The sequence below is a fragment of the Streptomyces microflavus genome, from assembly GCF_014650075.1.
Taxonomy (GTDB): Bacteria; Actinomycetota; Actinomycetes; order Streptomycetales; family Streptomycetaceae; genus Streptomyces; species Streptomyces microflavus.
The window spans coordinates 22,405-48,082 of sequence record NZ_BMUG01000017.1; the positions used below are offsets into that span (position 1 = coordinate 22,405).

24 protein-coding genes are annotated in these 25,678 nt (G+C 72.6%); 17 read left to right on the top strand and 7 right to left on the bottom strand.

The window, feature by feature from the left end; genetic code table 11:
* Positions 1-30 precede the first annotated feature (30 nt).
* Together IE264_RS34760 and IE264_RS34765 are read right to left on the bottom strand one after the other, a co-directional pair.
* Positions 31-798, bottom strand: coding sequence for an ABC transporter permease (locus IE264_RS34760; RefSeq protein WP_032756645.1), 768 nt, complete (start codon positions 796-798; stop codon positions 31-33).
* Entirely contained in the window at positions 795-1,721 is a 927-nt protein-coding gene (locus tag IE264_RS34765) for an ABC transporter ATP-binding protein (protein ID WP_032756647.1), read from the bottom strand. Before IE264_RS34765 ends, IE264_RS34760 begins: the two co-directional genes overlap by 4 nt.
* Positions 1,722-1,857: 136 nt before the next feature.
* Between IE264_RS34765 and IE264_RS34770 the strand changes: the two genes are divergently transcribed.
* The 9 genes from IE264_RS34770 to IE264_RS34810 all read left to right on the top strand — a co-directional run bounded on the left by IE264_RS34770 (position 1,858) and on the right by IE264_RS34810 (position 8,933).
* A complete protein-coding gene (locus IE264_RS34770) occupies positions 1,858-2,601 on the top strand; it encodes a helix-turn-helix transcriptional regulator (protein WP_015607829.1) in 744 nt (247 codons plus the stop codon).
* Positions 2,598-4,019: a Fe-S cluster assembly protein SufB gene (gene sufB / locus IE264_RS34775; RefSeq protein ID WP_015607828.1), complete on the top strand. Its 1,422-nt coding sequence runs from the start codon at positions 2,598-2,600 to the stop codon at positions 4,017-4,019. The genes IE264_RS34770 and sufB overlap by 4 nt, the downstream gene beginning before the upstream one ends.
* A 101-nt stretch (positions 4,020-4,120) precedes the next feature.
* On the top strand, positions 4,121-5,302 hold the full coding sequence (sufD, locus tag IE264_RS34780) for a Fe-S cluster assembly protein SufD (RefSeq protein WP_032756649.1): 1,182 nt from the start codon (positions 4,121-4,123) through the stop codon (positions 5,300-5,302).
* Entirely contained in the window at positions 5,302-5,619 is a 318-nt protein-coding gene (locus IE264_RS34785) for a bifunctional 3-phenylpropionate/cinnamic acid dioxygenase ferredoxin subunit (RefSeq protein WP_015607826.1), read from the top strand. The genes sufD and IE264_RS34785 overlap by 1 nt, the downstream gene beginning before the upstream one ends.
* Positions 5,620-5,626: 7 nt before the next feature.
* Positions 5,627-6,391: a Fe-S cluster assembly ATPase SufC gene (gene sufC / locus IE264_RS34790; protein ID WP_015607825.1), complete on the top strand. Its 765-nt coding sequence runs from the start codon at positions 5,627-5,629 to the stop codon at positions 6,389-6,391.
* Entirely contained in the window at positions 6,388-7,656 is a 1,269-nt protein-coding gene (locus IE264_RS34795; RefSeq protein WP_032756651.1) for a cysteine desulfurase, read from the top strand. Before sufC ends, IE264_RS34795 begins: the two co-directional genes overlap by 4 nt.
* A gap of 10 nt (positions 7,657-7,666) precedes the next feature.
* A complete protein-coding gene (gene sufU / locus IE264_RS34800; protein ID WP_031125575.1) occupies positions 7,667-8,122 on the top strand; it encodes a Fe-S cluster assembly sulfur transfer protein SufU in 456 nt (151 codons plus the stop codon).
* The gene (locus tag IE264_RS34805; RefSeq protein ID WP_015607822.1) at positions 8,119-8,457 is read left to right on the top strand and encodes a metal-sulfur cluster assembly factor; all 339 of its coding nucleotides are present in this window, start codon (positions 8,119-8,121) and stop codon (positions 8,455-8,457) included. Before sufU ends, IE264_RS34805 begins: the two co-directional genes overlap by 4 nt.
* Before the next feature lie 110 nt (positions 8,458-8,567).
* Entirely contained in the window at positions 8,568-8,933 is a 366-nt protein-coding gene (locus IE264_RS34810; RefSeq protein ID WP_015607821.1) for a VOC family protein, read from the top strand.
* Positions 8,934-8,942: 9 nt separating this feature from the next.
* Here the strand turns inward: IE264_RS34810 and IE264_RS34815 are convergent, their stop codons facing one another.
* The gene (locus IE264_RS34815; RefSeq protein WP_032756749.1) at positions 8,943-9,926 is read right to left on the bottom strand and encodes a DUF7847 domain-containing protein; all 984 of its coding nucleotides are present in this window, start codon (positions 9,924-9,926) and stop codon (positions 8,943-8,945) included.
* 286 nt (positions 9,927-10,212) lie between these two features.
* Here IE264_RS34815 and IE264_RS34820 point away from each other — a divergent pair, with 286 nt between their 5' ends.
* Together IE264_RS34820 and IE264_RS34825 are read left to right on the top strand one after the other, a co-directional pair.
* Complete coding sequence (locus tag IE264_RS34820) at positions 10,213-10,539, top strand: DMT family transporter (RefSeq protein WP_031125573.1); 327 nt, start codon at positions 10,213-10,215, stop codon at positions 10,537-10,539.
* Entirely contained in the window at positions 10,539-11,102 is a 564-nt protein-coding gene (locus IE264_RS34825) for a TetR/AcrR family transcriptional regulator (protein ID WP_015607818.1), read from the top strand. The genes IE264_RS34820 and IE264_RS34825 overlap by 1 nt, the downstream gene beginning before the upstream one ends.
* An 88-nt stretch (positions 11,103-11,190) precedes the next feature.
* On the opposite strand, the gene IE264_RS34830 is transcribed toward IE264_RS34825, so the two are convergent.
* On the bottom strand, positions 11,191-12,066 hold the full coding sequence (locus IE264_RS34830; RefSeq protein ID WP_015607817.1) for a winged helix-turn-helix transcriptional regulator: 876 nt from the start codon (positions 12,064-12,066) through the stop codon (positions 11,191-11,193).
* A gap of 137 nt (positions 12,067-12,203) precedes the next feature.
* Between IE264_RS34830 and IE264_RS34835 the strand changes: the two genes are divergently transcribed.
* Positions 12,204-13,496, top strand: a complete 1,293-nt coding sequence (locus IE264_RS34835; RefSeq protein ID WP_015607816.1) for an MFS transporter — start codon at positions 12,204-12,206, stop codon at positions 13,494-13,496.
* 10 nt (positions 13,497-13,506) lie between these two features.
* Positions 13,507-14,505: a 2,3,4,5-tetrahydropyridine-2,6-dicarboxylate N-succinyltransferase gene (gene dapD, locus IE264_RS34840; protein ID WP_015607815.1), complete on the top strand. Its 999-nt coding sequence runs from the start codon at positions 13,507-13,509 to the stop codon at positions 14,503-14,505.
* 11 nt (positions 14,506-14,516) lie between these two features.
* Here dapD and dapA read toward each other — a convergent pair whose 3' ends face one another.
* Positions 14,517-15,398 (bottom strand): 4-hydroxy-tetrahydrodipicolinate synthase, encoded by an 882-nt coding sequence (dapA, locus tag IE264_RS34845; RefSeq protein ID WP_032756652.1) that lies wholly within the window; start codon positions 15,396-15,398, stop codon positions 14,517-14,519.
* A gap of 158 nt (positions 15,399-15,556) precedes the next feature.
* Here dapA and IE264_RS34850 point away from each other — a divergent pair, with 158 nt between their 5' ends.
* From IE264_RS34850 to IE264_RS34860, 3 genes are all read left to right on the top strand, one after another.
* Entirely contained in the window at positions 15,557-16,234 is a 678-nt protein-coding gene (locus IE264_RS34850) for a DUF4232 domain-containing protein (RefSeq protein WP_051821798.1), read from the top strand.
* 85 nt (positions 16,235-16,319) lie between these two features.
* Positions 16,320-17,024, top strand: a complete 705-nt coding sequence (locus IE264_RS34855) for an antibiotic biosynthesis monooxygenase (RefSeq protein ID WP_032756653.1) — start codon at positions 16,320-16,322, stop codon at positions 17,022-17,024.
* A gap of 182 nt (positions 17,025-17,206) precedes the next feature.
* Entirely contained in the window at positions 17,207-18,691 is a 1,485-nt protein-coding gene (locus tag IE264_RS34860) for a hypothetical protein (protein WP_032756654.1), read from the top strand.
* Between the two features lie 82 nt (positions 18,692-18,773).
* Here the strand turns inward: IE264_RS34860 and IE264_RS34865 are convergent, their stop codons facing one another.
* Complete coding sequence (locus IE264_RS34865; RefSeq protein ID WP_032756655.1) at positions 18,774-21,167, bottom strand: protein kinase domain-containing protein; 2,394 nt, start codon at positions 21,165-21,167, stop codon at positions 18,774-18,776.
* On the bottom strand, positions 21,164-23,608 hold the full coding sequence (locus IE264_RS34870; protein ID WP_032756656.1) for a serine/threonine-protein kinase: 2,445 nt from the start codon (positions 23,606-23,608) through the stop codon (positions 21,164-21,166). Before IE264_RS34870 ends, IE264_RS34865 begins: the two co-directional genes overlap by 4 nt.
* Positions 23,609-24,085: 477 nt before the next feature.
* Between IE264_RS34870 and IE264_RS34875 the strand changes: the two genes are divergently transcribed.
* Positions 24,086-25,675: a TROVE domain-containing protein gene (locus tag IE264_RS34875; RefSeq protein WP_032756658.1), complete on the top strand. Its 1,590-nt coding sequence runs from the start codon at positions 24,086-24,088 to the stop codon at positions 25,673-25,675.
* The last annotated feature ends 3 nt before the right edge of the window (positions 25,676-25,678 follow it).

The window sequence follows — 25,678 nt, forward strand, 5'->3', positions numbered from 1 at the left end:
GGTTCGGGCGGGCTTGCCCTGAGTGGTCCCTTACTCCCAGCGGAAGAACTTCGCCGCCGCGCCCAGCCCCAGCACCGCCCAGACCGCCAGGATCCCGGCCTCAGCCCACGGCATCGACGCGCCGTGCTGGAGGACGTCCCGCAGCCCCTCGGAGAGCGCCGAGATGGGCAGCAGCCCCAGCACCGACTGCACCGCGTCCGGGAACTTGTCCATCGGCACGATGACCCCGCCGCCGACCAGGAGCAGCAGGAAGACGAGGTTGGCGGCGGCGAGGGTCGCCTCCGCCTTCAGCGTCCCGGCCATCAGCAGCCCGAGCCCCGAGAAAGCGGCGGTGCCCAGGACGAGCAGCAGCAGCACGGAGAGCGGGTTGCCCTGTGGCGACCAGCCGAGCGTGAAGGCGATCGCCGTCAGCAGCAGCACCTGGAGCACCTCGGTGACCAGCACCGACAGCGTCTTCGCCGTCATCAGGGCCCAGCGCGGCAGCGGGGAGGCCCCGAGCCGCTTGAGGACCCCGTAGCGGAGCTCGAAGCCGGTGGCGATGGCCTGGCCGGTGAACGCCGTGGACATCACGGCGAGGGCGAGGATGCCCGGGGCCAGGAAGTCGACCGCTGCGCCCGAGCCGGTGTCGACGATGTCGACCGCGCTGAACAGCACGAGCAGCAGCGTCGGGATGATCACCGTCAGCAGCAGCTGCTCGCCGTTGCGCAGCAGCATCCGGGTCTCCAGCGCGGTCTGCGCGGCGATCATCCGGGGGAGCGGGGCGGCGCCGGGGCGCGGGGTGTACGTACCGGCGCTCATGCGCGCAGCTCCTTGCCGGTCAGTTCGAGGAAGACGTCCTCCAGCGTGTGCCGCTCCACCGAGATGCCTTCGGGCATCACACCGTGCTGGGCGCACCAGGAGGTGACGGTGGCCAGCAGCTGCGGGTCGATGGTCCCGGTGATGCGGTACGTCCCCGGGAGCGGCTCGGCGGCCTCGGAGCCGTCGGGCAGCGCCTTGACCAGGGAGCCGAGGTCGAGCCCCGTACGTCCGGTGAAGCGCAGGGTGTTCTCGGCGCCGCCCCGGCAGAGCTGCTCCGGGGAGCCCTGGGCGATGACCCGGCCCGCGTCGATGATCGCGACGTCGTCGGCGAGTGCCTCGGCCTCGTCCATGAAGTGGGTGGTCAGCACCACGGAGACCCCGTCTCCGCGCAGCTCGCGCACCAGGTCCCAGGTGGAGCGGCGGGCCTGCGGGTCCAGCCCGGCGGTCGGCTCGTCCAGGAAGACCAGCTCGGGCCGGCCGACGACCGCGAGGGCCAGGGCGAGGCGCTGCTGCTGGCCGCCGGAGAGCCGGCGGTAGGTGGTGCGGCCGCAGGAGCCGAGGCCGAGGCGTTCGATCAGGGCGTCCACGTCCAGCGGGTGGGCGTGGAGCTTCGCCATGTGGCGGAGCATCTCGTCGGCCCGGGCGCCGGAGTAGACGCCACCCGACTGGAGCATCACCCCGATGCGGGGGCGCAGCCGCTCCGCTTCGGCGACCGGGTCGAGTCCGAGGACCCGTACGGTGCCGGCGTCGGGGCGGCGGTAGCCCTCGCAGGTCTCGATCGTGGTGGTCTTCCCGGCGCCGTTCGGGCCGAGCACGGCCGTCACCGCGCCCGCCGCGACGTCCAGATCGAGGCCGTCCACCGCGGTCCTGGTGCCGTACCGCTTCACCAGTCCCTTGACCTGTACGACGGGCTCTTTCTCCATGGCGCGTAAGTCTAGGCAGGGGTTCCGGCGACACCTCTCCCGGGGCCAGATTAGGTAACCCTAAGTGACGAACCACACCGTAGATCGTTCCGGACCGTGGTTGTCATGGCCGAATGAATTACGCAACAATGGTGTTGTGAAATACGACGGTGGGACTCCTCAGGAGGAACTCGCGACCGGTGAGCGCTCCACGCGCAACCGGGTCGCGCGCTCCATCCTGGACCACGGTCCGTCCACAGCCGCCGATCTGGCCAAGCGCGTCGGTCTCACCCAGGCCGCCGTCCGCCGCCATCTGGACGCCCTCGTCTCCGACGATGTCGTCGAAGCCCGTGAACAGCGGGTCTACGGGGCGCGGACCCGCGGCAGGCCCGCCAAGGTGTTCGCCCTGACCGACTGCGGCCGGGACGCCTTCGACCAGTCCTACGACAAGCTGGCCGCGGACGCCCTGCGCTTCATCGCCGAGTCCGGCGGGGACGAGGCGGTCATCGCCTTCGCCCGCGCCCGGATGGCGTCGATGGGCGAGGCGTACCGCGCCGCGGTCGAGGCCGCGGAACCCGAACGGCGTACGGAGGCCCTCGCGAGGGCCCTGAGCGCCGACGGGTACGCTGCTACGGCGCGAAGCGCGCCGGGCCCGCAGCAGGGCGAGCAGCTGTGCCAGCACCACTGCCCGGTGGCGCATGTCGCCGAGCAGTTCCCACAGCTGTGCGAGGCGGAGACGGAATTCTTCTCCAGCCTCCTCGGGACCCATGTGCAGCGTCTGGCCACCCTCGCCCACGGCGACGGCGTGTGCACGACATACGTGCCGCGCAGCGGTCAGGCAGCACCCCCACAGACCACTCATTCTGTATCTGCAAGCACGGCCGGGAGGAACCCCGCATGACGCTCCCCACGGAGACTGCCCACCCTGAGCTCGAGGGTCTGGGTACGTACGAATTCGGCTGGGCCGACTCCGACGCGGCAGGCGCGGCGGCGAAGCGCGGCCTCTCCGAGGCTGTCGTACGCGACATCTCGGAGAAGAAGAACGAGCCCGAGTGGATGCTGAAGCTGCGGCTCAAGGGCCTCAAGCTCTTCGGCAAGAAGCCCATGCCGAACTGGGGCTCCGACCTGTCGGGCATCGACTTCGACAACATCAAGTACTTCGTGCGCTCGACGGAGAAGCAGGCGGAGTCCTGGGAGGACCTGCCCGAGGAGATCAAGAACACGTACGACCGGCTCGGCATCCCGGAGGCGGAGAAGCAGCGCCTCGTCGCCGGTGTCGCCGCGCAGTACGAGTCCGAGGTCGTCTACCACCAGATCAACGAGGAGCTGGAGGCGCAGGGTGTCATCTTCATGGACACCGACACCGCGCTGAAGGAGCACCCGGAGCTCTTCAAGGAGTACTTCGGCACCGTCATCCCCGTCGGTGACAACAAGTTCGCCTCGCTGAACTCGGCCGTGTGGTCCGGTGGCTCGTTCATCTACGTGCCCAAGGGCGTCCACGTCGAGATCCCGCTCCAGGCCTACTTCCGTATCAACACGGAGAACATGGGCCAGTTCGAGCGGACGCTGATCATCGTCGACGAGGACGCCTACGTCCACTACGTCGAGGGCTGCACCGCCCCGATCTACTCCTCGGACTCGCTGCACAGCGCCGTGGTCGAGATCATCGTGAAGAAGGGCGGCCGCTGCCGCTACACGACGATCCAGAACTGGTCGAACAACGTCTACAACCTGGTCACCAAGCGGGCCGTGGCCTACGAGGGCGCGACCATGGAGTGGGTCGACGGCAACATCGGCTCCAAGGTGACCATGAAGTACCCGGCCGTCTACCTGATGGGCGAGCACGCCAAGGGCGAGACCCTCTCCATCGCCTTCGCGGGCGAGGGCCAGCACCAGGACGCCGGCGCCAAGATGGTCCACATGGCGCCGAACACCTCCTCCAACATCGTCTCCAAGTCGGTGGCGCGAGGCGGCGGCCGTACCTCCTACCGCGGTCTGATCGAGATCGGTGAGGGCGCGCCGGGCTCGAAGTCCAACGTGCTCTGCGACGCTCTGCTCGTCGACACGATCTCGCGCTCGGACACCTACCCCTACGTCGACGTCCGCGAGGACGACGTGTCGATGGGCCACGAGGCGACCGTCTCCAAGGTCTCCGAGGACCAGCTCTTCTACCTCATGAGCCGCGGACTCACCGAGTTCGAGGCCATGGCGATGATCGTGCGCGGCTTCGTCGAGCCGATCGCGAAGGAGCTGCCCATGGAGTACGCCCTGGAGCTCAACCGGCTGATCGAGCTGCAGATGGAGGGTTCGGTCGGCTAGGTCCTCGATCCGAGGACGACACGGGGCGGTCGCACGCGGCCGCCCCGGCCCCTACCGAACCACCCCCCTTCTTGACTGAGAAAGCGAGCACTACGACAGCCATGGCTGAGGCTCAGAACACTCCGGTGGGCTCCACCACCGCCGGCTCCATCGCGGTGGCCGCGGAGTCGACCGTCGCCACGCGCATGAGCGCGCCCCCCTCCTTCGACGTCGCGGACTTCCCCGTCCCGCACGGTCGCGAGGAGGAGTGGCGCTTCACCCCGCTGGAGCGGCTGCGCGGGCTGCACGACGGCACCGCGGTCGCGAACGGTGGCGGCGTGAAGGTCGCGATCGAGGCGCCCGAGGGCGTCACCGTCGAGACCGTCGGCCGCGACGACGCGCGGCTCGGCAAGGCCGGTACGCCGGTGGACCGGGTCGCCGCCCAGGCGTACTCCTCCTTCGAGCAGGCCTCGGTCGTCACGGTCGCCAAGGAGGCCGTGCTCACCGAGCCGGTCCGGATCACCGTGCACGGTGAGGGCGGTACCGCCTACGGCCACCAGCTCATCGAGCTGAAGCCCTTCGCCGAGGCCGTCGTAGTCATCGACCACACCGGTGACGCGGTGCTCGCCGCCAACGTCGACTACGTCCTCGGTGACGGTGCCAAGCTGACCGTCGTCTCCGTCCAGGACTGGGACGACACGGCCGTCCACGTCGGCCAGCACAACGCGCTGATCGGCCGGGACGCCTCCTTCAAGTCGATCGTCGTCACCTTCGGCGGCGACCTCGTCCGTCTGCACCCGCGGGTCGCCTACGCAGCCCCGGGCGGCGAGGCGGAGCTCTTCGGTCTGTACTTCACCGACAAGGGCCAGCACCAGGAGCACCGCCTCCTGGTCGACCACAACACCCCGCACTGCAAGTCCAACGCGGTGTACAAGGGCGCACTCCAGGGCGAGGGCGCGCACGCCGTCTGGATCGGGGACGTTCTCATCCAGGCCGCCGCCGAGGGCACCGACACCTACGAGATGAACCGGAACCTCGTCCTCACCGACGGCGCCCGGGTCGACTCCGTGCCCAACCTGGAGATCGAGACCGGCGAGATCGTCGGCGCCGGCCACGCCTCGGCGACCGGCCGCTTCGACGACGAGCAGCTCTTCTACCTCCAGTCCCGCGGCATCCCGGCCGAGGAGGCCCGCCGCCTGGTCGTGCGTGGCTTCTTCGCCGAGCTGGTGCAGCAGATCGGCCTGCCGGACGTGGAAGCGCGTCTGCTCGACAAGATCGAGACCGAGCTGAAGGCGTCCGTCTGATGACCTTCGTCAAGGCGTGCGCGCTCAGTGAGCTGGAGGACGACACCCCGAAACGGGTCGAGCTCGACGGCACACCGGTCTCCGTCGTCCGCACCGAGGGCGAGGTGTTCGCGATCAACGACATCTGCTCGCACGCGAACGTGTCGCTCTCGGAGGGCGAGGTGGAGGACTGTTCGATCGAGTGCTGGCTGCACGGCTCGTCGTTCGACCTCCGCACCGGCAAGCCGTCCGGCCTTCCCGCGACGCGCCCCGTCCCCGTATACCCCGTAAAGATCGAAGGGGACGATGTGCTCGTCTCCGTCACCCAGGAGTCCTGAGTCACCCATGGCAACGCTTGAAATCCGCGACCTGCACGTCTCCGTCGAGGCCGACAACGCCACGAAGGAGATCCTCAAGGGCGTCGACCTGACCGTGAAGCAGGGCGAGACCCACGCCATCATGGGCCCCAACGGGTCCGGCAAGTCCACCCTCGCGTACTCGCTCGCGGGTCACCCCAAGTACACGATCACGAGCGGCACGGTCACCCTCGACGGCGAGGACGTCCTGGAGATGTCCGTCGACGAGCGCGCCCGCGCCGGCCTGTTCCTGGCCATGCAGTACCCGGTCGAGATCCCCGGTGTCTCGGTCTCCAACTTCCTGCGCACCTCCGCCACCGCCGTCCGCGGCGAGGCCCCCAAGCTGCGTACGTGGGTCAAGGAGGTCCGGGAGACGATGGCCGAGCTCCAGATGGACCCCGCCTTCGCCGAGCGCAACGTCAACGAGGGCTTCTCCGGCGGTGAGAAGAAGCGCCACGAGATCCTGCAGCTGGAGCTCCTCAAGCCGAAGATCGCCGTCCTGGACGAGACCGACTCCGGCCTGGACGTCGACGCGCTCAAGACCGTCTCCGAGGGCGTCAACCGGGTCCGCGCGACCGGCGAGGTCGGCACGCTGCTGATCACGCACTACACCCGCATCCTGAAGTACATCAAGCCCGACTTCGTGCACGTGTTCGCCAACGGCCGGATCGCGGCCTCCGGCGGTGCCGAGCTGGCCGACCAGCTGGAGAACGAGGGCTACGAGGCATACACGAAGGGTGGCGCTTCCGCGTGACTGACGCCCGACAGGGGCTCACCGGCCTCCTCGACACCGAGGCGATCCGCAAGGACTTCCCGATCCTGGACCGCACGGTCCGCGACGGCAAGAAGATCGTTTACCTGGACTCCGCGGCGACCTCGCAGAAGCCGCGCCAGGTCCTCGACGCGCTCAACACGTACTACGAGCGCCACAACGCGAACGTGCACCGAGGCGTCTACACGATCGCCGAGGAGGCCACCGCGCTGTACGAAGGCGCCCGTGACAAGGTCGCGGCCTTCATCAACGCACCGAGCCGCGACGAGGTGATCTTCACGAAGAACGCCTCGGAGTCGCTCAACCTCGTGGCCAACATGCTCGGCTGGGCGGACGAGCCCTACCGGGTGGACCGCGACACCGAGATCGTCACCACGGAGATGGAGCACCACTCCAACATCGTGCCGTGGCAGCTGCTCTCGCAGCGCACCGGCGCGAAGCTGAAGTGGTTCGGCATCACCGACGACGGCCGGCTCGACCTGTCGAACATCGACGAGATCATCACCGAGAAGACGAAGATCGTCTCCTTCACGCTGGTCTCGAACATCCTGGGTACCGTCAACCCGGTCGAGCAGATCATCCGCCGCGCCCAGCAGGTCGGCGCGCTGGTCTGCATCGACGCCTCGCAGGCCGCCCCGCACATGGTGCTGGACGTGCAGGCGCTCCAGGCCGACTTCGTGGCCTTCACCGGCCACAAGATGGTCGGCCCGACCGGCATCGGCGTGCTCTGGGGACGGCAGGAGCTCCTGGAGGACCTGCCTCCGTTCCTCGGCGGCGGCGAGATGATCGAGACCGTGTCGATGCACTCCTCGACATACGCCCCGGCGCCGCACAAGTTCGAGGCCGGTACGCCCCCGATCGCCCAGGCCGTCGGCCTCGGCGCGGCCGTGGACTACCTCTCGGCGATCGGCATGGAGAACATCCACCGCCACGAGCAGGCGATCACCGAGTACGCGGTGAAGCGCCTCCTGGACGTCCCGGGCCTGCGGATCATCGGCCCGGCGACGGCCGAGGACCGCGGGGCGACGATCTCCTTCACGCTCGGCGACATCCACCCGCACGACGTGGGCCAGGTCCTCGACGAGATGGGTATCTGCGTCCGGGTCGGCCACCACTGCGCGCGGCCGGTCTGCCTGCGGTACGGAATTCCCGCGACGACGCGAGCGTCGTTCTATCTGTACTCCACGCCCGCCGAGGTCGACGCCTTGGTGGACGGCCTGGAGCACGTCCGGAACTTCTTCGGCTGAGGGCTGACTCGTGAAGCTTGATTCCATGTACCAGGAAGTGATCCTGGACCACTACAAGCACCCCCACGGGCGTGGCCTGCGGGACGGCGACGCCGAGGTGCACCACGTCAATCCGACCTGCGGCGACGAGATCACGCTCCGGGTGAAGTACGACGGCGAGACCATCGCCGACGTGAGCTACGAGGGCCAGGGCTGCTCCATCAGCCAGGCCAGCGCCTCCGTGCTGAACGAGCTGCTCGTCGGCAAGGAGCTGCCCGAGGCGCAGAAGATCCAGGCCGCGTTCCTGGAGCTGATGCAGTCCAAGGGGCAGCTGGAGCCGGACGAGGCGATGGAGGAGGTGCTGGAGGACGCCGTCGCGTTCGCCGGCGTCTCCAAGTACCCCGCCCGGGTCAAGTGCGCGCTGCTGAGCTGGATGGCGTGGAAGGACGCGACGGCCAAGGCGCTGTCCGAAGGGAAGACCGCATGAGCGAGAACGAGACCGCGACCATGAAGCCGGCCTCCGAGGAGGAGGTCCGCGAGGCGCTGTACGACGTCGTCGACCCCGAGCTGGGCATCGACGTCGTCAACCTGGGCCTGATCTACGGCATCCACGTGGACGACGCCAACATCGCCACCCTCGACATGACCCTGACGTCCGCGGCCTGCCCGCTGACCGATGTCATCGAGGACCAGGCGAAGTCCGCCACGGACGGCATCGTCAACGAGCTCCGGATCAACTGGGTCTGGATGCCACCGTGGGGCCCGGACAAGATCACGGACGACGGGCGCGAGCAGCTCCGCGCGCTCGGCTTCAACGTCTGATCCCGCGCTCCCCCGTACGACACCGACGGCCGTGCCCGCCAGTTCTGCCGGCGGGCACGGCCGTTCGCTCGCGGGTGCGGTCGTCGTACCCGCCGGGCAGACTGTCCGGCATGGCCGTTCGCATGTACCACCTCGCCGTAGACGCCCACGACCTGCCGCTCCTCGCCCGGTTCTGGAGCGCGGTGCTGGACTGGCAGGTGCTCTTCGAGGACGAGGACGAGATCGTCATCGGCGCCCATGAGACCGCGCTGCCGGGCATGTGCTTCCTCCCCGTACCGGAGCGGAAGACCGTCAAGAACCGGCTGCACATCGATCTGACCCCCGACGACCAGGACGCCGAGGTCGAGCGCATCATCGCGCTCGGCGCCCGGCGGCTGGACGTCGGGCAGGGGCCGGACGCCACCTGGGTGGTGCTGGCAGATCCCGAGGGCAACGAGTTCTGCGTGCTGCGCCCCAAGCGGACGCTGACCGACTGAGCCCGTGCCCTACACCGGGGCGGTCGGCGGTGGCCCGTACTGCTCCGGCAGGGTCTGTGCCGCCGCCTCCGCCAGGACCGGGGCCAGGTTCTCGTTGCGCATCCGGAGGTCCACGTACAGCAGTCCGGTCACCAGGGGCGGGAAGATCGACGAGAAGAGCTGGCTCACCAGCCCGCTGATCATGGACAGCACCATCAGGCCGCCGAACACGGCGAGGATCTCCGCACCGCTCGGGTCGGCCTCCAGGCCGGAGGGGTCCGCCATGCCGGGGAGCATGCCCAGGGCCTGGAACGGCATCTGGATCATGTAGCCGACCATCGACGCCAGCCCGACCGCGAGCAGGCCGATCCCGAAGACCCGCCACCAGCTGCCGCGCACCAGCTGGGCCGAGCGGCGGAGTGCCGCGAACGGGCCCTGGTTCTCGAAGACCACGACCGTCGGGGCGAGGGAGAGTTTCACCCAGATCCAGACCGCCAACGGGCCGAGGAGCAGGGTGCCCAGCAGACCGGTCCACAGCAGCGGCAGGGCGCTGTCCGCGTCGCCCAGCGTGACGAAGTAGACCGTCGTCGCGGCCACGGCGGCCATGAGGAGCATCAAGGGGACGACAGCGGTGAGCCCCAGCAGGAACACCGTGCCGATCATGGCCCAGACCCGCGACCAGGCCCGGCGCCAGACGGAGCCGAAGCGGGCCGGGCGGCCGAGGACGGCCTCCTGGAGGACTGCCGGAACCGCCGCCTGGACGACCGCCGACGCGAGCAGGAACAGGGTGACGCCGAGGACCATCAGCACACCGAACGCGATGCCCAGCGGCACCAGTTCCGCAGCGTCCGGGGAGTCGGACGCCGTCAGTTCGTCCCACTGGGGCGCGACGACGGCGAGGGCGACGGCGCCCGCCCCGAGCATCACGAGAGTCGCCGCCCCGAACAGCGTCAGTGCCACTCCGATCAGCGGCTTCCAGTACCGTCCGAGCGTTGTGAAGGCGCCGGTGAGCATGTCGGAGACCCTCAGCGGCGCCAGGGGTATCACCCCCGGTCTGGGCGGCGCCGCCCATCCGCCGTTCCAGCCACCCGGTCCCTGCGCTCCCCCGTGGAAGGGCCCCCCACCGTGGGGCGCGCCCCCGTACGGGGCACCGCCCCACCCTGCGTCCTGCGCCACTGCGTCTCCGCTCACATCGTCGGCCCGTGCTGCCGGGCCGTGTCATCGGTCGGGACACCGTAACGCCCCTGATGCGGGCCGATTATGTGTACAGCTGTACGCAACGATGCGTACTCTCGTACACATGGGATACGCATACGGACTGCTCGCCGCGGCGATCGCGGCGGAGGTGGCCGGGACGACGGCCATGAAGTACAGCGACGGCTTCACCCGGCTCTGGCCCTCGATCGGCACGGCGGTGGGGTACCTCATCGCCTTCACCCTGCTCGCACAGACCCTCAAGACGCTCTCCGTGGGCACCGCGTACGCGATCTGGGCCGGTGTCGGCACCGCCGCCGTGGCCCTCATCGGCATCCTGTTCCTGGGGGAGTCCAGCAGCCCGGTCAAGCTCGCGGGCGTGGCCCTGATCGTCGTCGGGGTCGTCGTGCTCAATCTGGGCGGGGCGCACTGATGGCCCGCCGGTACGACCCCGAGCGGCGGACGCGGATCATCGACGCGGCGCTGCGCGTGATAGCCGCCGACGGGATAGCCGGGCTCAGCCACCGCACCGTGGCCGCCGAGGCCGATGTGCCGCTCGGCTCGACCACGTACCACTTCGGCTCGCTGGACGAACTGCTGACGGCCGCCCTGCGCCGGTCCAACGAGAACTTCGCCCAGGCGCTGCGCGACAGCGAGGTCTGTGCCGTGGAGCCTTCCGGGGAGGAGGCCGGCGCCGGACTCGCCGATGAGCTGACCCGGGTGCTGGGGGAGTGGTTCGCGGGCGAGCGGGGCGCGATCGAGCTGGAGTACGAGCTGTATCTCGCCGCCCTGCGCCGCCCGGCCCTGCGACCGGTCGCCGCCGAGTGGACCGAGTCGGCGGTCGAGGTGCTGTCCGCGCGCACCGACCCGGCCACCGCACGGGCCCTCGTCGCGCTGATGGACGGCGTCTGCCTCCAGGTGCTGCTGACCGGCTCCGCCTTCGATGCGGCCTACACCCGCGAGATGCTGACCCGGGTCGTGGACGGCTGCGCCTGAGCGGCCCGGGTCACCCGAGGCCTTGAGCGGCCCGTGTTCCCCGAGGCCTTGAGCGCCCGGGTCGTCCGAGGTCCTGAGCGGCCCCCGGTCACCCGAGGCGGCGGACCGTCTCCAGGGCCGTGCGCACGCTCGCCTCGATGTCCGTGACCGGGTACTGCACCTGCCGGACCGTCCGCTCCCGGTCGACCACCAGGGTCAGCCGCTTGAGCCGGCTGACCCCCGCCGCCCGGAACGTCGGCAGCCGCAGGGCAGCCGTCAGGGTCAGATCGGCGTCCGAGAGCAGCGGGAAGCGCAGCCCCTCCTTCTCCGCGAAGGCGCGCTGTTCGTCCGGGCGCTGCACGGACACCCCGTGCACGGTGGCGCCGGCGGCCGTGAACTCGGCCAACTGGTCGCGGTACGTGCACGATTCGAGGGTGCAGCCACTGGCCCCGGGGATCCCGGCCCAGCCCGGCGGGTAGGCGTCCGCGCGGGCGTAGGCGCTGGGGAAGCAGTACAGAACGGTGTACGGGGTGTCCGCCACCGGGTCGTGCGGCTCCCCGTCCGCGCCGGTCAGCACCAGCTCCGGCACCCGTGTCCCCAGCAGGGCCCCCACCCGGGCCGCCTCCTGCGAGGCCTCCGTCGTCGTCGCCATCGTCTCCCCTTCTCCCAGCACCCATGTGTCACCCCAGTCCTGGAGCGCGACGAGGACGGGCAGCAGCGCCCGGCCGCGCGGCGTGAGGCGGTACTCGTACCGGACCGGGCGGTCCTGGTACGGCTCCCGGGACAGCACCCCCGCCTCCACCAGCAGCCGCAGCCGCTCGGTGAGCACCTTCCGCGAGACGCCCAGCTCCTGCTGGAGCGCGTCGAACCGGTGCACGCCGCGTGCGGTGTCCCGCACGATCAGCAGGGTCCACCAGTCACCGACGACATCGAGCGCCTGGGCGATCGAGCAGTCGGCGTCGGCCAGGCTGGTGCGCTGGGCCATGGTTCCCGCCCTCCTCCGTCGTGGTTGCCGCGCCGCCCCCCGGAATGCGGTTGACCTTGATGGAACCATGCTGCCATAGTCCGTTCCCTCAGGGAACTCACTGGGAATCACCAGGGCGGCGGGGGACGGTAACAACCATGGGCATGGTGCGCGGGGTGCCGCGAACGGTTCGGCTGCTGGCGCTCGGCGTGTTCCTCAACGCCGTCGTCAGCATCACCTTCGTCTTCCTCTTCGTCTATCTCGTCGGGCCGCGCGGCCTCTCCGCCGCCCAGGCCGGGGTGATCAGCGGGATCGGCGGCATCGGCCTGGTCGCCGGGAACTTCACCGGCGGCTGGTTCGGCGACCGCCTGGGCCACCGCCGCGCGCTCCTGGCCGGCGCCTGCGTCAGCGGGGCGGCCCTCGTGGTCCTGCCCGCCCTGCCGGTCGCCGCGCTCTACGGGGTGCTTCCGCTCGCCCAGTACGCCGCCGGGGTCGCCCGAGCCGCCAACGCCGCCCTCGTCGCGGTCTCCGTCCCCGAAGGGGGCAGCCGCCGCCAGAGCTTCGCCCTCACCCGGTTCGCGGCCAACGGGGGCTTCGCCATCGGCCCGCCGCTCGGCGCCCTGGTCGCCACCCGGTTCTCGTACGACTGGCTCTTCGTCGCCGACGGGCTCGGCACCCTGCTCTTCGCCCTCTACGCCGCGCGCATCCTCCCCGCCCGGGGCAGCGCCCACTCCGCTCCCGCCCACGACCCGGACGCGCCGGGCCTCTGGCACGAACTGCGGGCCAGGCCCGCGGTGCTGGTGCTGCTCGCCGCGATCGTCCTCGTCGACCTGGTCTACCGCCAGCAGTACTCGACCCTGCCGGTCTTCCTCGCCGACCACGGGCACGGCCCCCAGTTCTACGGCTGGCTGCTCGCCGTCAACGGGGGCGTCATCCTCCTCCTCGAACTGCCCGCCGCCCACGCCCTGCGCGATCGTGCCCCGCTCTCCATCGTCGGCGTCGGACTCCTCCTCGTCGGGCTCGGCTACGCCGTGCTGATCCCCGGCGCGGGCGTCCTCTTCGCCGTCACCATGATGGTCTCGCTGACCCTCGGCGAGGTCCTCTACAAGACCCCCGCCACCGCCTACGTCGCCGACCAGGCGCCCGGCCATGCGCAGGGCCGCTTCCAGAGCCTGTACGCCGGTGCCTCGATCAGCGGCCAGGTGCTCGCGCCGCCACTGGGGGCCTTCCTGTACGCGGCGGCTCCCGGGCTCCTCTGGCCGGTGTGCGCCCTGCTCGCGGCCGGTGCGGGGGCGGCGGTGCTGGCGGCGCGGCGGCTGCCCGGACCGGGGGAGCGGTTGCGGGGGCCGGAGGGGCTGGGGGAGCAGCCGCAGGGGCGGGACCGGGCGCGGCCGGTGGGGGAGGAGCCGGAGGCTGAGACCGGTTCGCCCGAGCGGGCCCCGGCCGGTTAGGTTTCTGTCCATGACCGACACGACTTCCCAGGCCACTTCCCGTACCACCGGCGCCGTCGCCGCCGGCCTCGCCACCGTCGCCGGTGACGGCACCGTCCTCGACACCTGGTTCCCCGCCCCTGAGCTCAAGCCCGAGCCCGGCCCGGCCGGTACGCAGCGGCTCACCCCGGACGAGGCCGTCAACCGCCTCGGCGAGGGTGCGGCCAAGGCCATCGGCGTGGACGCCCGGCGCGGCGTCGAGGTCGTCGCCGTCTCCACGGTCATCTCCTCGCTGGAGGACAAGCCGCTCGACGCGCACGACGCGTACCTGCGCCTGCACCTGCTCTCGCACCGGCTCGTCCAGCCGCACGGCCAGAACCTCGACGGTCTCTTCGGCCTGCTGGCCAACGTCGCCTGGACCTCGCTCGGCCCGGTCGCCGTCGACGACCTGGAGCGGGTCCGCCTCAACGCCCGCGCCGAGGGCCTGCACCTCCAGGTCACCTCGGTCGACAAGTTCCCGCGCATGACGGACTACGTGGCCCCCAAGGGCGTACGGATCGCCGACGCCGACCGGGTCCGCCTCGGCGCGCACCTCGCCGCCGGGACCACCGTCATGCACGAGGGCTTCGTCAACTTCAACGCGGGCACGCTCGGCACCTCCATGGTCGAGGGCCGCATCTCCGCGGGCGTCGTCGTCGGCGACGGCTCCGACATCGGCGGCGGCGCCTCCACCATGGGCACCCTCTCCGGCGGCGGCAACGTCCGCATCGTCATCGGCGAGCGCTGCCTGGTCGGCGCGGAGGCCGGTGTCGGCATCGCGCTCGGCGACGAGTGCGTCGTGGAGGCCGGGCTGTACGTCACGGCCGGCACCCGGGTCACGCTGCCGGACGGCCAGGTCGTCAAGGCCCGCGAGCTCTCCGGCGCCTCCAACATCCTCTTCCGCCGCAACTCGGTCACCGGCACGGTCGAGGCCCGCCCGAACAACGCGGTGTGGGGCGGCCTGAACGAGGTCCTGCACGCCCACAACTGATCTTTCATGGATCAGGCCGCGAGGAGCTCCTCGTACGCCGCACGCAGCCCGTCGGTCGCCTCGCGCCCGGCGGGCTGCAGCGGTTCCCGGACCGGGCCCGCGTCCAGCAGGGCCTTCACGGTGACGGTGCCGGGCAGCCCGCCCGCCATCATCAGCTCGGTGAGCCGGACCGTCAGCCCGTTCAGCCGGGCCGCCTCGTCCGTCCGCCCCGCGTCGAACGCGTCCAGCGGCGCCCGCACCTGGCGCGGGGCCACGTTGGCGACGGTGCTGACATAGCCCGCGCCGCCCAGCGCGTACAGCGGGAGGTTCAGCTCCTCGCACCCCGAGTAGTACGCCAGCCCGGTGCGGGCGATCACCTTCGTCGACCCGAGCAGGTCGTACGCGCAGTCCTTCACCGCGACGATCCGCGGGTGGTCCGCGAGCCGCAGCAGCGTCTCCGGCTCGATCCGGACGCCGGTGCGGCCGGGGATGTCGTACAGCATCAGCGGTACGCCGGTGGCCTCGGCGATCCGCAGGAAGTAGCTCTCCACGGCGGCCTGCGGCGGGCGGCTGTAGTACGGCGGGACCACCAACAGCCCGTCGGCGCCCGCCTCTTCGGCCTCCCGGGCGAGGCGCACCGCGTGCGCGGTGTCCGCGCTGCCGACGCCGGAGAGCAGCGGCACCCCGTCACCGACCTCCGTGCGGACGGCCCGCAGCAGGTCCGACTTCTCCGCGTCCGAGGTGGTGGGCGACTCCCCGGTGGTGCCGCTGAGGACCAGCCCGTCGCAGCCCTCGGTCACCAGGTGCGCGGCATGCGCGCGGGCGGCGTCGAGGTCCAGCGCCCCGGTGGCGGTGAACGGCGTGATCATGGCGCAGAGCGTGCGGCCGAAGGGCCGGGGTGCGGTGGCGGTCATGCCCGAAGTGTCGGCCCCGGCAACCGTGAAGGTCCACTTAGATCTGCTTGCCCGGACCGCGAAGAGATGCTGAACAGTGTCACCGGGGCGCCTGGCTCCTGACATGATCGAACGCACGGACGACGTGCGGCCGGGGGCCGCGGCGAGGGGTGGGCGACATGGGCGAGCGGGTGCGGATACGGGCCCGGCTGCGGAGACCGGCCCCGGCGGCGGTCCTGCTGACGGCGGTGGCGGCCACGGCGCTGACGGGCTGCTCGGGATTCCTCGTCCCCGCCGGTGAGGGGGTGCGGAGCCCGACCCCTTCCGCCTCCGCCCCCGGCGTCCACGCCGAGACGCTGCCCCCGCCCTCCGTCGCCCCGGCGCCGACCGTCGACGTACCGGCTCAGGGCCCGGACCCGTCTCCCACGGCCACCGGGGAGTGCCCCGCCTCCGGTGCCGTGGTGACCATGGGGGAGGTGCAGGCCGTGATGATGAGCCGCGCGGTCGTGCTGACCCTGACCAACTGCGGTACCAAGCCCTACCGGGTCGTCGGCTACCCCTCGGTGCAGGCGCTCGGCGAGGACGGTGAACGCCTCCCGGTGAAGGTCAACCCGGCCGGCTCGATGTTCGGCCGCGACCAGGGCCCGAAGGAGGTCCTCCTGGACCCCGGCCTCACCGTGCGGTCGATGCTCGCCTGGGTCTCCACCAAGGAGGGCGGCGAGCTCGTCATGGCCGACGCCCTGGAGCTGGCCGCCGCCCCCGACGCCGGGGCCCGCGTCTACCCGCTGGAGGGCCACGACATCCGGTACATGGACGAGCTGAACGTGACGGCCTGGCGGGCCGAACTGCCCGAGTGAACCACCCTTGACCTCAAGCGGACTTGAGGTGTGACGGTGGTGGCGACGACGCACCGACCGGTGCGCGTGAGAGGGGAACGCCACCATGACCGTGCACTTCACCGACCGCCCCGACCCGGCCCGCGCCGACGCCGGGATCGCCCTGGCCGCCACCTGGGACACCGGTACGCCGGAGCGCCGGCGGCAGACGCTCGACGCCATCCGCAAGGCGTGGGAGAGCCGGGAGTGGCCGCACCCCGGGCTGCTCTCGTACAGCGTCCACGCGGGCGAGGACGGCACGACCCTGCTGCACTACTCCCTGTGGACCGGCGAACAGGCCCACCAGGACTTCGTCCGGCAGGGCCCCGACGCCCGCGAGGCCGGCATCGACGCCGCCGTGCCCGGCATCGAACGCCTCGCCCCGCACACGTACGAGCTGTACCGCTCCGGGTTCCGGGCCGAGGGCGACACCCGCGAGCCCGGGTGCGTCGTGATCGTCGAAGCGGAGTTCGCCGGCCCGGACCCGGCCCGGCAACGGGACTGGGTGGACACCGTGTTCGAGGCGCTCGGCGAGGACCCCCACACCCCCGCCGGTGGCATCGCCGCGCACTTCCACGTCAGCACCGACGGCACCCGGGTCCTCAACTACGCCGAATGGGAGAGCGCCGAACACCACATCGCCGCACTCACCGCACCCGGTGAGGGGGTCGGCTCCCCGTCACCGCTGTGGGAACGCGTCCAGAAGTACCCGGGCATGACCGGCGGCGGAGTGAACCGCTACACGCCCGCTCTCAGCATGAATGCGGGGTGAGGGGTGGGGGCGGCATGCGGTGATTCCCCTCCGCCTCGGCGGAGTTGTCCCCGTACCCCGGGTGAACGGCAGCGGTCGGTCGCCCGAACCAGCCGGCCTGCGGCGAATTGCGTCTAGGCTTGGGCGGCTGAACCGCGTACGCACTCCGTACGCCCCCGAGCACGCACCGAGGAGAACCCCCGATGTCCGCTGAGCGTCCCACCCTGCCGCCGGTGCGGCTGCACTCCGAGGCCGAACTGGCGCGGGACGCGCTCGCCGCACCGCTCTTCGTCCGCGCCGTCCGGCTCGCCCGCTGGGCGGGGCCCGACGCACGGGTCGGCGCGGGCGGCGAGCTCGTCGAGGCGCAGCTGCCCGGCGCCGCCGAGCACCTCGGCCTCTCCGCCGACGACGACGGTGCCGCGTACGCCAGCGAGGCCTGGCGGCTCGCCGTGGACACCGGGCTCCTCGATGTCACGGACCCCGAGGAGGGGGAGCTCCCGGACGGCGGGGAGAGCGAGGGTGAGGGCACCGTCACCGCGGGCGAGAACCTGGAGCTGCTCACCACCGGCTCCCCGCAGGACGTCCTGGGGATCTGGCTGGAGGGCCTCGACGCCGTGCACGCCGACGCCACCGCGCCCGTCCTGGACGATTTCGCGGATCTCGTCGGCGAGGACGGCTCGATCGACTTCGACGCCCTGGACTGGGACCCGGAGGCCGAGGCGGAGTTCCTCGACGGCGTCCTCGGCAACCTCTATCTGCTCACCCTCGCCGACGGCGCGGGCGAGGGGCCGGTGCCGCTGCCCGCCCTCGCCGCGTCGATGATCGTCCCCGACGACATGGGCGAGCCCACCGACGACATCCTGGAGCAGGTCTCGGAGGCGATGATGCGCCTCGACGACCAGTTCCGGCTCCTCGAACCCATCGGGATCGTCGAGTACCAGCCGGTGGACGAGGCGCTGATGGTCGAGGAGGGGGACGCGGCTGACGCCTCCGCCGCCGGGGCCGACGAGGAGGACGTCACCCGGTACGGCATGGTCAGGCTCACCCCCCTCGGCCTGTACGGCATCCGCGCCCGGATGCTGGAGGCCGGGGTGGACGCCCCCGCCGTCGGCGACCTCGCCGACAAGGGCGCCGACGCCCTCCTCGACGGCATCGCGTACTACCCGGAGGCCGCCGCCCGCGCCGAGATCCAGCTCTGGCTCGCCGGGCGCGGCACCCAGGGTGCGGTCCCGGCCGCGGCCGAGCTGCTGGCGGCGGCACGCGGCACGGACGAGGGCGCACCGCTGCGCCGCCTCCACTGCCAGCAGGCCCTCGCCCTCGCCGGCGAGGAGGCCGAACCCGCCGTACGCGCGGTCCTCGGCGACCCGGAACTCGGCGGCCTGGCCCGGGTCTGGCTCGCGGAGCGCGGCGCGGCCGACGTCCCGGCCCCGCCGGAGGCGATGATCTTCTGGCTGGCCATCGACACGATCGCCGCCCAACTGGACGCCGACGGCGAGCTCGACGAGCTCCAGGGCCTGGTCGAAGGACTCTCCGCGCAGCACAGCGGTTTCTTCGACGAGGCCTGGCGGGTCGACCACCCGGCCACCGCCGACGTACTGGAGGCCATGGGCCGCCTGCACGGCGACAAGAAGGCCGCGAAGGAGGCCCGAAAGGCCGCGTTCAAGGCCCGGTCGCGCGCGGGGGGCTGAGGCGGGCGCGTAGCTCTTGCGCTGAGCTCTACTCTTACGAAGCAGATGTCGTCGGCTCCCCGAGCCTCTGCCGTTGCGCCCGTCAGGAGGACGGGGCCGTAACAGCGGTGTGGTTGTACGCCCGTACCGTCGCCGCGCCGAGGCGGGCGTACCAGCCGGACCGGTCGGCCGCCAGGTCGCGGATGTCCGCCGCACCCCAACTGCGCTGCGCCGCACCCCCGTTCAGGTCCAGGGCCCGGCAGAGCTCGCCCGTCGCCGCGTACACCGTCCCGGCGACCGCGACCGGCGGCACCTGGGCGACCCCGTCCAGCCGGGCCGTCCAGCGTTCCTCGCCGCTGCGGAGGCCGACGCACTGGAGCTGTCCGGCCCGTGCCCAGTGCAGCAGCGCCCCGCCCGCCGTCACCGGGGTCCGGCCGCCGCCCGTGACGGCGGGCCAGCTGGTGTCCAGGCCGACCGTCCGCACCGACCAGAGCGGCGCGCCGGTGGCGGGGGCGTACGCGTGGACCCGGCCTCCGGTGGCCAGCAGCACCGTGGAGCCCACGGCGGCCAGCGCGCTGGAACCGGCGCTCGCCCCGCCTTCCAGGGTCGCGGTGGCGAGCCGTCCGCCGTCCCGGGCGTGGACGAAGTGCAGCGTGCCCCCGGTGGAGAGCAGCGCGAAGCAGCCCGCCTCCGGGACCGCGGCGAGTGCCGCCACCGGCCCCTCGAACCCCTCGTACCTCCAGCGGATCCGGCCGCTGACCGCGTCGGCGCACCGGATGTACGAGCCGTCCTCGTCGGCCAGCAGCACCGTCCGGCCCAGCACGGCGGCCGGCCGGGTGCCCGGCACGTCCTCGGTCCAGCGTTCCTCACCCGTGACCAGGTCGACGGCTTGCAGGGACGGCAGGCGCGTGTCCTCGTCGTAGCCGGAGATCAGCACCCCGTCGGCCACGGAGAACCAGAGCGGGACGCCCAGCCGCTCCTGGGTGCCGTGCGGTTCGCCCGTCGCCAGGTCCACGGCGTCCAGCCCCAGATCGGCCGCCGCCAGCACGGAACCCGACACACCCCACTGCGTGGGCGCGGTCTCGGCGGCGCCGGTCACCCAGCGCCGCCCGGCGTCGGGGAGGCCGCGCGCGGTGACGTACCCGCGACCGCCGCCGATGTCCGACATGTCGAGCGTGCCGACGCCGTGCACCAGCAGGGAGCTCCCGGCCAGCCGCAGCGCGTCCACGGTGGCACCGGAGTCGGCGGGCGCGAGGGTCCAGCGCACGGCCCCCTGCCGGACGCTGCCGCGCCGCACGGCCAGCGGGTCCGCCGTCTCCTCCCTGCCCTTGCCGTCGTCCTCGCCGCCACCGCGCATGAGCGCGTACGTGAGCAGGGACGCGAACCCGCCGCCCCCGGCCAGCAGGAAGCCGCGCCGGGTGAGCTCCCGGCGCGCCGCCACGGACTTCGCGGAGGTGGGTGGGGGAGGGGACGGGAGCGGAGTGGACGGGAGTGGATGCGTACGGGGCTGGGGCGCGGGCCCGCGTACGGTCGCCGCCGTGGGGTCCGTGGGGTCCGTGGGGTCTGTGGGGTCTGTGGGGTCCGGGGCGGCCGGTGCGCCGGGCGCCGCCGTCTCGCCCAGCACCAGGGAGCGCAGCGGTTCCGCGCGCCACCACAGCGGCGCGCCCGGGTCCGCCGCCGTGTCCAGGACCTCGGCCACCGTGGGCCGCCGCCCCGGGTCCTTCTCCAGGCAGGCCGCAGCCAGTTCACGGACCTCCTCCGGTACGCCGGTGAGGTCCGGGTCCTCGTGGACGGCCCGGTAGAGCAGCACCGCGCCCGTCGCCGAGCCGAAGGGGCTCCGGCCGGTCGCCGCGAAGACCAGCACCGCGCCGAGCGCGAACACATCGGCGGCCCCGGTGACCGCGCCCCGGGTCCGCGGTGCGCCGGTGACGATGGCCCCGGTGATCTGCTCCGGAGCGATGAACCCGGGCGTGCCGATGACATCGCCCGCCCCGGTCAGCCCGTGGTCGCCGATCGCGCGGGCGATCCCGAAGTCGATGACCCGGGGGCCGTCGGCGGTGATCAGCACATTGGACGGCTTGAGGTCGCGGTGGACGAGCCCCGCGCCGTGGATGTCCGTCAGCGCCTCGGCGAGCGCCGCGCCCAGGGACCGTACGGCGGGCGGCTCCAGTGGTCCGGTGGCTGCCACCGCGTGGCGCAGGGTCACGCCCGGCAGATAGGCGGTGGCCAGCCAGGGCCGGGCCGACTCCGGGTCCGCGTCGAGCACCGCCGCCGTGTGCGCCCCGGTCACCGCACGGGCGGCGGCGGCCTCGCGGCGGAAGCGTTCACGGAAGTGCGGTTCGGCGGCCAGGTGTTCGTGGACCGTCTTGACCGCGACGGTCAGCCCGCCGGGCGTCCGGCCCAGATAGACCGTGCCCATGCCGCCCGCCCCGAGTCGCCCCAACAGGCGTACGGAGCCGAGCCGTTCCGGATCGCCCGGAAGCAGCGGGCCGGTCATGCGGAGTCCGGTCCGGTGAAGGTCTGCACGGTTCCGTCGGCGTACACATGGAGGAGGCCACCGCCCGCGGCGGCGCTCGGCGACCCGGTCGACTCGACGGGCATGGACCACAGCCGGTGGCCCCGGGCCGCGTCCAGGGCGTGCACACCCCAGCGGGTACCCTCCCCGGCCTTCTCGCCGCTGCCCGGCTGCGGCCCGGACGCGTACAGGGTGCCGTCGGCCACCAGCGGCGGCCCGTCCTCCGCACCGCCGGGGAGCCGCCCGACGTCCGTGCTGCTCCAGCGGGTCCGGCCGCTCTTCGCGTCTAGCGCGTCGACCCCGCCCGGTCCCGCCGTGTGGACCAGGCCCCTGGACGCGGTGGGCGTCACCGTGGGGGCGCCGTCGAGCCTCCGGCCCCAGGCGGTACGCCGGGTCGCCAGGTCGACGGAGACGATCCGGCCGCCGCTCGCGTAGTACCTGGTGCCGGTGGAGCCGGGGTGGGCCTGCGGGTGGGGGGCGCCGCCGGGGATCGCGGGCTCCGGTTCCGGTGCCGCGCCGGAGGTCCGCAGCACGAACAACGGCTCCTCGACGGGTTCGCCGGAGCGCGAGGGCGGGCGGAGCGCGACGGCCAGCCGCCCGCCGGCCGCGTGGACACCGGTCACCGCGGCCCGCGTCCCCTCGTGGAACCAGAGGGCCTTTCCCGTACGGGAGTCGAAGCCGTACGCACGCCACGGGCGGTCGCCCAGGGCCCGCTTCGCCCATAGGGAGGCGTCGGAGGCGTACGGGACCAGGACGGCCAGCGCCCCGTCGACCGCGAGGAACGCCGACTGGCCGTCGGGGGCGGTGGACCTCGTGGCACCGATCGGCCGGGTGGGTACGGCCTTCCACCGCCGGTTGCCCGTACGGGCGTCGAGCGCGATGAACTCCGGTGCGAAGAGGAGCCCGGAGCGCAGGACGAGCACCTGGTCGCCATGGGGTTCGACCCCGGTGATCTGCCGCGCCGGGTAGCGCCAGCGCACCGCGCCCGTCGCCGCGTCGAGCGCGGTCACCGCGGCCGCGTCGCTGACGAGGAGCGCGCCGCCGTGGCGCAGCACCCCGGAGGTGTGGCCGGGGTCGCCCGTGGCCCGGGTCCACAGCAGGCGCCCCCGGGCCCAGCGGGTCCGGGGCGGAGCGGCCGGGGAGCCGGTCGGGTCGTCCTTCTCCGTGAGACCGAGCAGCGTCACGCCGCCGACCCCGGTCCCGGCCACGAGCACGGCCCCGCCGAGCGCCAGCAGCCGCCGCCTGGTCGGCCCCCGGGCGGGGACGTCGGCGTACGGGACGGTGTCCTGCGGGGCGGGACCCAGCGGGGAGGGGCCCTGCGGGGCGGCGGTGGGCCGGGCCCGGCGTGAGGCGGCATCGGTGAGGGCTGCTGTCGACCCGGACGCGGCGGGGACGGTGTCCTCGGGCCCGGTCGGCACGGTGTCCCCTGGTCTGGAGGGGCGTGCGGACCGGGCGGGCGGGGCGGCGATCGCGCTCCCCGCCCCACCCTCGCGCCCGCCTTCGACGGCTGGTGGTTCGCCCGCCCCACCCGGGCCCCCCGCCAGCGTCGCCACCGCCTCCTCGCGCCTGCGGATCAGACCGGCCACCGGGTCCCGCTCCCACCACGCCCCGTCCGCCTCGGTCTCCGCCCCCGCCTCGGCAGACCGCTCCGAGCACCAGCGCAGCACCTCGGCCACCGTCGGGCGGGCCGCCGGATCGCCCGTCAGGCAGGCGGCGAGGAAGGCGCGCCACTCCTCCGTCGGCACCCCGTCCAGGTCCGCCTCGCCCCGTACCGTCCGGTACAGCACCTGGTGCGCGGGCCCCGAGCCGTAGGGGGACCGGCCCGTCGCCAGTCGGGCCAGCAGCGCCGCCAGGGCGAACACATCGGCGGCCGGGGCGGGTTCGGCGTCGGCCGTCAGCAGTTCCGGGGCGATGAACCCGGGCGAACCGATCACCTCCCCGGTCGCCGTCAGGGCCTCGTCGGCCGCCCGGCGGGCGATGCCGAAGTCCAGGACCTTCGGGCCGCCCCGGGTGAGCACCACGTTCGACGGCTTCAGGTCGCGGTGGACCAGCCCGGCCCGGTGGATGCCGGCCAGCGCCTCCGCGAGCGCCGCCCCCAGCGCGGCGAGCGGTCCCGCGCCCAGCGGCCCGAGCGCGTCGGCGGTCTCCGCGAGGGTGGGCCCGGCACAGAACTCGGTCGCCAGCCACGGCCGTACGGCATCGGGGTCCGCGTCCAGCACCGCGGCGGTGAACGGACCGGCGACGGCCCGCGCGGCGAGCGTCTCGCGCCGGAACCGCTCCCGGAACCCCGGGTCGGCGGCGAGGTGTTCATGGACGGTCTTGACCGCCACCAGCCGGCCCGACGCCGTCCGGGCCAGCTGGACCCGGCCCATGCCGCCTTCGCCGAGCAGCGCGACGAGCCGGTACTCGGCGACCTGCTCCATACCGACTCCCCCTTCCCCCGGTCCGGGCCGGTGACGATCACCCGGATCATTCTGTGCGACGACCGCACGCCCCGGTTCGGTTGCGCACCGAAATCCCTTCGCGCCCCCGGAGGTTGTTCCCTAAGGTCATGGACATGCACCTCCCGGTGCGAAGGCGGCGGCTCCTTCCTTTCCCGAAATATGCCGCAGCCACTGTTGATCTCGGGAGGCGCGAGCGCCGGGGTGCCCGGTGCGCAGACGACGGATACTTCTGGATCTGGCGGTTGCGGGTTCGAATCCCGTCCGGCTTCGGCCGGTAGCTCAAGTGGACAGAGCACCGGACTGTTCTCCGTCGTCGACCCCGGGCCGTTCGCCGGCCCCGATCTCGGGCACCCCGTTCCGCCGCCGCGCCTTCCCCCAGAGCATCAAGACCCAAGCATCAGGAACCAGAGCATCAGGAACCAGAGCATCAGGAACCAGGAATTCGGGGGAATTCTCATGGCACGCTTCAACCACCGCATCACCAGGCTCCGCTCCGCCCTTACGGGGCCCACCTCGCCCGTCACCACGACCGGTGCGCTCGCGGCCAACCACCGGGGCGGCACCGGGCACGTACGCGACGCCCGCTCCGAGCTCTTCCTCCTCGCCGTCGCCAACTTCGTCGCGCAGGAGACCTTCTACGAGGGCGGCGAGGAGCGCGACACCCGGTTCGCGGCCCTCGTGCGCCGCCTCGCCGTCGAGGACCCCGCCTGGACCGCCGGGCTCCTGCACTGGCTGCGCCGCGACGGGCAGCTGCGGACCGCCTCGCTGGTCGGTGGCGCGGAGTACGTGAAGGCCCGGCTGGACGCGGGCTGCACCGAGGGCCCCGCCAACCGGCAGGTGATCGACTCCGTACTGCTGCGCGCCGACGAGCCGGGCGAGCTGCTCGGCTACTGGACCTCCCGCTACGGCCGGGCCCTGCCCAAGCCCCTCAAGCGGGGCATCGCCGATGCCGTACGCCGTCTCTACACCGGCCGGTCCCTGCTGAAGTACGACACCGCCTCCAAGGGCTTCCGCTTCGGTGACGTCCTCAACCTGGTGCACGCCGCGCCCGACCCGGCCAAGCCCTGGCAGGGCGAGCTGTTCCGGTACGCGCTGGACCGCAGGCACCGGCCCGACACCGCCGTGCCGCCCGTCGGCGACCGCACCCTGACCGCCCACCGGGCCCTCATGGAGCTGCCGGTCACCGAGCGTCGCGCGGTCGTCACCGGGCCCGGCGGCGCCGAGCGGCTGGCGGAGGCCGGGATGACCTGGGAGTCGCTGGCGGGCTGGCTGCAGGGGCCGATGGACGCGGCGGCCTGGGAAGCGGTCATCCCCTCCATGGGCACGATGGCGCTCGTCCGCAACCTCCGGAACTTCGACGAGGCCGGGGTGAGCGACGAGGTCGCGGCCACGGCGGCGGCCCGGATCTGCGACCCGGAGGCCGTCGCCGCGTCCCGCCAGTTCCCCTTCCGCTACCTCGCTGCCCACCGGCACGCGCCCTCGCTGCGCTGGGCGTACCCGCTGGAGCAGGCGCTCGGCCACTCGCTGGGCCAGGTCCCGGCGCTGCCCGGGCGCACCCTGGTCCTGGTCGACCGCTCGGGGTCCATGTGGTCGCCGCTCTCCGAGCGCTCCCGGCTGAACCGGGCCGATGGAGCCGCCGTCTTCGGCGCCGCCCTCGCGCTGCGCGCCGCCGACGCGGACCTGGTGGAGTTCGGCACGACCAGCGCCCCGGTGACGTACCGCACGGGTGAGTCGGTGCTCAGGGTCCTGGAGCGCTTCGGCAACCTGGGCGGCACCAACACCGCACGGGCGGTGGAGCGCCACTACCGGGGCCACGACCGGGTGCTCATCGTCACCGACGAGCAGGCCTCGTACACCTACCGTGGCGATGCCACCTGGGGCGTTCCGGACACGGTGCCGGTCTACACCTGGAACCTGGCCGGATACCGGCTCGGCCACGCCCCGTCCGGCGACGGAAACCGCCACACGTTCGGGGGGCTTTCCGACGCCGCGTTCCGTATGGTTCCGCTGCTGGAGGCGGGAGTAAGCGCTGACTGGCCCTGGTGAGCG

What these genes read in the sequence shown, in the direction of transcription:
- sufB (WP_015607828.1), top strand. Translation starts at nt 2,598, where the DNA reads ATGACGCTCCCCACGGAGACTGCCCACCCTGAGCTCGAGGGTCTGGGT.
- IE264_RS34850 (WP_051821798.1), top strand. Translation starts at nt 15,557, where the DNA reads ATGGGCGAGCGGGTGCGGATACGGGCCCGGCTGCGGAGACCGGCCCCG.
- sufD (WP_032756649.1), top strand. Translation starts at nt 4,121, where the DNA reads ATGGCTGAGGCTCAGAACACTCCGGTGGGCTCCACCACCGCCGGCTCC.
- sufC (WP_015607825.1), top strand. Translation starts at nt 5,627, where the DNA reads ATGGCAACGCTTGAAATCCGCGACCTGCACGTCTCCGTCGAGGCCGAC.
- IE264_RS34815 (WP_032756749.1), bottom strand. Translation starts at nt 9,926, where the DNA reads ATGCTCACCGGCGCCTTCACAACGCTCGGACGGTACTGGAAGCCGCTG.
- IE264_RS34820 (WP_031125573.1), top strand. Translation starts at nt 10,213, where the DNA reads ATGGGATACGCATACGGACTGCTCGCCGCGGCGATCGCGGCGGAGGTG.
- IE264_RS34865 (WP_032756655.1), bottom strand. Translation starts at nt 21,167, where the DNA reads ATGACCGGCCCGCTGCTTCCGGGCGATCCGGAACGGCTCGGCTCCGTA.
- IE264_RS34825 (WP_015607818.1), top strand. Translation starts at nt 10,539, where the DNA reads ATGGCCCGCCGGTACGACCCCGAGCGGCGGACGCGGATCATCGACGCG.
- IE264_RS34765 (WP_032756647.1), bottom strand. Translation starts at nt 1,721, where the DNA reads ATGGAGAAAGAGCCCGTCGTACAGGTCAAGGGACTGGTGAAGCGGTAC.
- IE264_RS34785 (WP_015607826.1), top strand. Translation starts at nt 5,302, where the DNA reads ATGACCTTCGTCAAGGCGTGCGCGCTCAGTGAGCTGGAGGACGACACC.
- IE264_RS34830 (WP_015607817.1), bottom strand. Translation starts at nt 12,066, where the DNA reads ATGGCCCAGCGCACCAGCCTGGCCGACGCCGACTGCTCGATCGCCCAG.
- IE264_RS34860 (WP_032756654.1), top strand. Translation starts at nt 17,207, where the DNA reads ATGTCCGCTGAGCGTCCCACCCTGCCGCCGGTGCGGCTGCACTCCGAG.
- IE264_RS34870 (WP_032756656.1), bottom strand. Translation starts at nt 23,608, where the DNA reads ATGGAGCAGGTCGCCGAGTACCGGCTCGTCGCGCTGCTCGGCGAAGGC.
- IE264_RS34835 (WP_015607816.1), top strand. Translation starts at nt 12,204, where the DNA reads ATGGGCATGGTGCGCGGGGTGCCGCGAACGGTTCGGCTGCTGGCGCTC.
- IE264_RS34760 (WP_032756645.1), bottom strand. Translation starts at nt 798, where the DNA reads ATGAGCGCCGGTACGTACACCCCGCGCCCCGGCGCCGCCCCGCTCCCC.
- IE264_RS34805 (WP_015607822.1), top strand. Translation starts at nt 8,119, where the DNA reads ATGAGCGAGAACGAGACCGCGACCATGAAGCCGGCCTCCGAGGAGGAG.
- IE264_RS34855 (WP_032756653.1), top strand. Translation starts at nt 16,320, where the DNA reads ATGACCGTGCACTTCACCGACCGCCCCGACCCGGCCCGCGCCGACGCC.
- IE264_RS34875 (WP_032756658.1), top strand. Translation starts at nt 24,086, where the DNA reads ATGGCACGCTTCAACCACCGCATCACCAGGCTCCGCTCCGCCCTTACG.
- IE264_RS34810 (WP_015607821.1), top strand. Translation starts at nt 8,568, where the DNA reads ATGGCCGTTCGCATGTACCACCTCGCCGTAGACGCCCACGACCTGCCG.
- dapD (WP_015607815.1), top strand. Translation starts at nt 13,507, where the DNA reads ATGACCGACACGACTTCCCAGGCCACTTCCCGTACCACCGGCGCCGTC.
- dapA (WP_032756652.1), bottom strand. Translation starts at nt 15,398, where the DNA reads ATGACCGCCACCGCACCCCGGCCCTTCGGCCGCACGCTCTGCGCCATG.